The organism is Leucobacter sp. 7(1), from assembly GCF_900163635.1.
In the GTDB taxonomy this organism is placed as follows: domain Bacteria; phylum Actinomycetota; class Actinomycetes; order Actinomycetales; family Microbacteriaceae; genus Leucobacter.
The window spans coordinates 1-5527 of record NZ_FUID01000098.1; the positions used below are offsets into that span (position 1 = coordinate 1).

Sequence of the window (5527 nt, forward strand, 5' to 3'; positions counted from 1 at the left end):
TAAAAGGTGTCCGGCGGTGTCCTACTCTCCCACACCCTCCCGAGTGCAGTACCATCGGCGCAGTCAGTCTTAGCTTCCGGGTTCGGAATGTGACCGGGCGTTTCCCTGACGCTATAACCGCCGTAACTCTATCAACTTATGACCACAACACACCCCAAAGGGTGTGGTGTGTGGCCGCCCGTTGGGAACCACAAAGTGGACGCGATTATCGTTACTGAAGACGTTATGCCCCACCACAAAGGGTGAGAAAAAATCAAGTTATCGGCTTATTAGTACCAGTCAGCTCCACACGTTACCATGCTTCCACATCTGGCCTATCAACCCAGTCATCTACTGGGAGCCTCACAGGGGTAAACCCCTACGGAGATCTCATCTTGAGGCCGGCTTCCCGCTTAGATGCTTTCAGCGGTTATCCATCCCGAACGTAGCCAACCAGCCATGCCCTTGGCAGAACAACTGGCACACCAGAGGTTCGTCCAACCCGGTCCTCTCGTACTAGGGTCAGATCCTCTCAAATCTCCAACGCGCGCAGAGGATAGGGACCGAACTGTCTCACGACGTTCTAAACCCAGCTCGCGTACCGCTTTAATGGGCGAACAGCCCAACCCTTGGGACCAACTCCAGCCCCAGGATGCGACGAGCCGACATCGAGGTGCCAAACCATGCCGTCGATATGGACTCTTGGGCAAGATCAGCCTGTTATCCCCGAGGTACCTTTTATCCGTTGAGCGACAGCGCTTCCACAAGCCACTGCCGGATCACTAGTCCCGACTTTCGTCCCTGCTCGACCTGTCAGTCTCACAGTCAAGCTCCCTTGTGCACTTACACTCGCCACCTGATTGCCAACCAGGTTGAGGGAACCTTTGGGCGCCTCCGTTACTCTTTAGGAGGCAACCGCCCCAGTTAAACTACCCACCAGGCACTGTCCTAAAACCCGATCAGGGTTCGTAGTTAGATATCCAATATGACCAGAGTGGTATTTCAACAACGACTCCACGAACACTAGCGTGCCCGCTTCACAGTCTCCCACCTATCCTACACAAGCCACACCGAACACCAATACCAAGCTGTAGTAAAGGTCACGGGGTCTTTCCGTCCTTCTGCGCGTAACGAGCATCTTTACTCGTACTGCAATTTCGCCGAGTTCACGGTGGAGACAGCTGGGAAGTCGTTACGCCATTCGTGCAGGTCGGAACTTACCCGACAAGGAATTTCGCTACCTTAGGATGGTTATAGTTACCACCGCCGTTTACTGGGGCTTAAATTCAAAGCTTCGACCCAAAGGTCTAACCTCTCCTCTTAACCTTCCAGCACCGGGCAGGCGTCAGTCCGTATACGTCCACTTGCGTGTTAGCACGGACCTGTGTTTTTAGTAAACAGTCGCTTCCCACTGGTCTCTGCGGCCACCACACCCTTTCCGGAGTAAATCCGTATAAGTGGATGGCCCCCCTTCTCCCGAAGTTACGGGGGCATTTTGCCGAGTTCCTTCACCATGATTATCTCGATCTCCTGAGTATTCTCTACCTGACCACCTGAGTCGGTTTGGGGTACGGGCAACAGCAAACCTCACGTCGATGCTTTTCTTGGCAGCATAGGATCACCTGCTTCCCCAAACGGGTCCGCATCGTATCTCACCCAAAGCCGAAAACTATTAATAATCGACGGGCTACATACTTACACCGGGACAACCATCGCCCGGCACAGGCTACCTTCCTGCGTCACACCTCACGCTCACCACCCCAGTTCGGGTTCGCAGCCGCCACAAACCATCACCCGAAGGATCCAGTCAGCTTTGGATTGCTTAGCACTACTAGTTAGGTCTTTGACGGTTTACCGCCGGTACGGGAATATCAACCCGTTGTCCATCGACTACGCCTGTCGGCCTCGCCTTAGGTCCCGACTTACCCAGGGAAGATTAGCTTGACCCTGGAACCCTTGGTCTTCCGGAGGACGGGTTTCTCACCCGTCTTTCGCTACTCATGCCTGCATTCTCACTCGTGTAGCATCCACGGCTGGTTCACACCGCCGCTTCACTCGCCACACGACGCTCTCCTACCCATCCATACGGCTGGACCACGAAGGCCTACCTGTTATATGAATGCCACAACTTCGGTGGCGTGCTTGAGCCCCGTTACATTGTCGGCGCGGAATCACTTGACCAGTGAGCTATTACGCACTCTTTGAAGGGTGGCTGCTTCTAAGCCAACCTCCTGGTTGTCACAGCAACTCCACATCCTTTTCCACTTAGCACGCGCTTTGGGACCTTAGATGGTGATCTGGGTTGTTTCCCTCTCGACTATGAAGCTTATCCCCCACAGTCTCACTGCTGCGCTCTCACTTACCGGCATTCGGAGTTTAGCTGACGTCAGTAACCTTGTAGGGCCCATCGGCCATCCAGTAGCTCTACCTCCGGCAAGAAACACGCAACGCTGCACCTAAATGCATTTCGGAGAGAACCAGCTATCACGAAGTTTGATTGGCCTTTCACCCCTATCCACAGCTCATCCCCTCAGTTTTCAACCTAAGTGGGTTCGGTCCTCCACGCGCTCTTACACGCGCTTCAACCTGGCCATGGATAGATCACTTCGCTTCGGGTCTAGGACATGCGACTGAATCGCCCTATTCAGACTCGCTTTCGCTACGGCTACCCCACACGGGTTAACCTCGCCACATATCGCTAACTCGCAGGCTCATTCTTCAAAAGGCACGCCGTCACACCAACAAGGGTGCTCCGACGGATTGTAAGCAAACGGTTTCAGGTACTATTTCACTCCCCTCCCGGGGTACTTTTCACCTTTCCCTCACGGTACTAGTCCGCTATCGGTCATCTGGGAGTATTTAGGCTTATCAGGTGGTCCTGACAGATTCACACGGGATTTCTCGGGCCCCGTGCTACTTGGGATACACACCACGCGGTAAAACCATTTCGGATACGGGACTCTCACCCACTACGGCCCGCCGTTCCAAGCGGTTCTCCTATAGCTTCACTCTCACGCTCAAGGCTTAGCAGCGCCTCACGGTATGTCCCACAACCCCGACTATGCAACCCCTGCTAGGTATCACACATAACCGGTTTAGCCTCTTCCGGGTTCGCTCGCCACTACTACCGGAATCACTGTTGTTTTCTCTTCCTGTGGGTACTGAGATGTTTCACTTCCCCACGTTCCCTCTACCCGCCCTATATATTCAGGCGGGAGTCACCAGGTCAGCAAGCCGCCTGGCGGGGTTTCCCCATTCGGAAATCCTCGGATCACAGCCCGTTTATCGGCTCCCCGAGGCTTATCGCAGATTACTACGTCCTTCTTCGGCTCCAGATGCCAAGGCATTCACCGTTTGCTCTTAGAAACTTGAAATCACATAAGTATTCAGAAACACACACAACCATGACTACACCCCCAAAAGGGCTCATCACGATCACATGTGACCAATGAAATTATTAGTATCAGGAACACCCATAAAGAGTGTTCCAAGATGCTCGCGTCCACTGTGTAGTTCTCAACGTACGGTCGATCCCCCCACCATGAACAACACGTTCCATGGCAAAGAGTCAGAAGGCAGTCCACCAAACCAATAAAGGCTCAGCCGGCTGGTCCTTCAGGACCCAATAGTATGCACAATAAGAGACACCCACCCCACACAACCACGCTTTCCAACCGAAACCGGCGTACTCACAAAGCTGCGCAAAACAAGCATCCACGTTGTCAAATGTTCCACCCATGAGCACCCAGCACCACACATTCGGTGATGATCTGGGCAATCTGCAACAACAAACGTTGTTGAGTGCTCCTTAGAAAGGAGGTGATCCAGCCGCACCTTCCGGTACGGCTACCTTGTTACGACTTAGTCCTAATCACCAGTCCCACCTTCGACGGCTCCCTCCACAAGGGTTAGGCCACCGGCTTCGGGTGTTACCGACTTTCATGACTTGACGGGCGGTGTGTACAAGGCCCGGGAACGTATTCACCGCAGCGTTGCTGATCTGCGATTACTAGCGACTCCGACTTCATGGGGTCGAGTTGCAGACCCCAATCCGAACTGAGACCGACTTTTTGGGATTCGCTCCACCTCGCGGTATCGCAGCCCATTGTATCGGCCATTGTAGCATGCGTGAAGCCCAAGACATAAGGGGCATGATGATTTGACGTCATCCCCACCTTCCTCCGTGTTGACCACGGCAGTATCCCATGAGTTCCCACCATAACGTGCTGGCAACATAGGACGAGGGTTGCGCTCGTTGCCGGACTTAACCGAACATCTCACGACACGAGCTGACGACAACCATGCACCACCTGTTTACGAGTGTCCAAAGAGTTGACGATCTCTCGCCCGTTCTCGTATATGTCAAGCCTTGGTAAGGTTCTTCGCGTTGCATCGAATTAATCCGCATGCTCCGCCGCTTGTGCGGGCCCCCGTCAATTCCTTTGAGTTTTAGCCTTGCGGCCGTACTCCCCAGGCGGGGAACTTAATGCGTTAGCTACGACACAGAACCCGTGGAACAGGCCCTACATCTAGTTCCCAACGTTTACGGCATGGACTACCAGGGTATCTAATCCTGTTCGCTCCCCATGCTTTCGCTCCTCAGCGTCAGTTACGGCCCAGAGATCTGCCTTCGCCATCGGTGTTCCTCCTGATATCTGCGCATTCCACCGCTACACCAGGAATTCCAATCTCCCCTACCGCACTCTAGCTTGCCCGTACCCACTGCAGGCCCGAGGTTGAGCCTCGGGTTTTCACAGCAGACGCGACAAGCCGCCTACGAGCTCTTTACGCCCAATAATTCCGGACAACGCTTGCACCCTACGTATTACCGCGGCTGCTGGCACGTAGTTAGCCGGTGCTTTTTCTGCAGGTACCGTCACTTGCGCTTCTTCCCTACTAAAAGAGGTTTACAACCCGAAGGCCGTCATCCCTCACGCGGCGTTGCTGCATCAGGCTTTCGCCCATTGTGCAATATTCCCCACTGCTGCCTCCCGTAGGAGTCTGGGCCGTGTCTCAGTCCCAGTGTGGCCGGTCACCCTCTCAGGCCGGCTACCCGTCGTCGCCTTGGTGAGCCACTACCTCACCAACAAGCTGATAGGCCGCGAGCCCATCCTTCACCGATAAATCTTTCCCACAACAGACCATGCGGCCATCGTGCATATCCAGTATTAGACACCGTTTCCAGTGCTTATCCCAGAGTGAAGGGCAGGTTGCTCACGTGTTACTCACCCGTTCGCCACTCTTCCACCCAGCAAGCTGGGCTTCATCGTTCGACTTGCATGTGTTAAGCACGCCGCCAGCGTTCGTCCTGAGCCAGGATCAAACTCTCCGTAAAAAATTACATGCACACAAAGCAGCGGAATAAGCCACCAAGCATGCGAGTTCAACCTGACAACAGAAACTCATCAATACTGACGAAATTTCTTTGTTATCCAAAAGGAATCGCCATCAACCAGAACCACAAAGATTCCAGCGACGGGATTAAATAATTGGCATTTGACAATTAAAGTGCACACTATTGAGTTCTCAAAGACCAGACACCACCCGT

At 53.8% G+C, this 5527-nt stretch carries 3 rRNA genes; all 3 read right to left on the bottom strand.

Going from position 1 to position 5527, the window contains the following annotated elements:
* Window positions 1-8 precede the first annotated feature (8 nt).
* Window positions 9-125: ribosomal RNA gene (rrf, locus tag FM113_RS17065) — 5S ribosomal RNA — on the bottom strand.
* Window positions 126-249: 124 nt separating this feature from the next.
* Window positions 250-3353: ribosomal RNA gene (locus FM113_RS17070) — 23S ribosomal RNA — on the bottom strand.
* Between the two features lie 438 nt (window positions 3354-3791).
* A 16S ribosomal RNA gene (locus FM113_RS17075) occupies window positions 3792-5314 on the bottom strand.
* Together the 16S, 23S and 5S rRNA genes form the textbook arrangement of a ribosomal RNA operon.
* Between the last annotated feature and the right edge of the window lie 213 nt (window positions 5315-5527).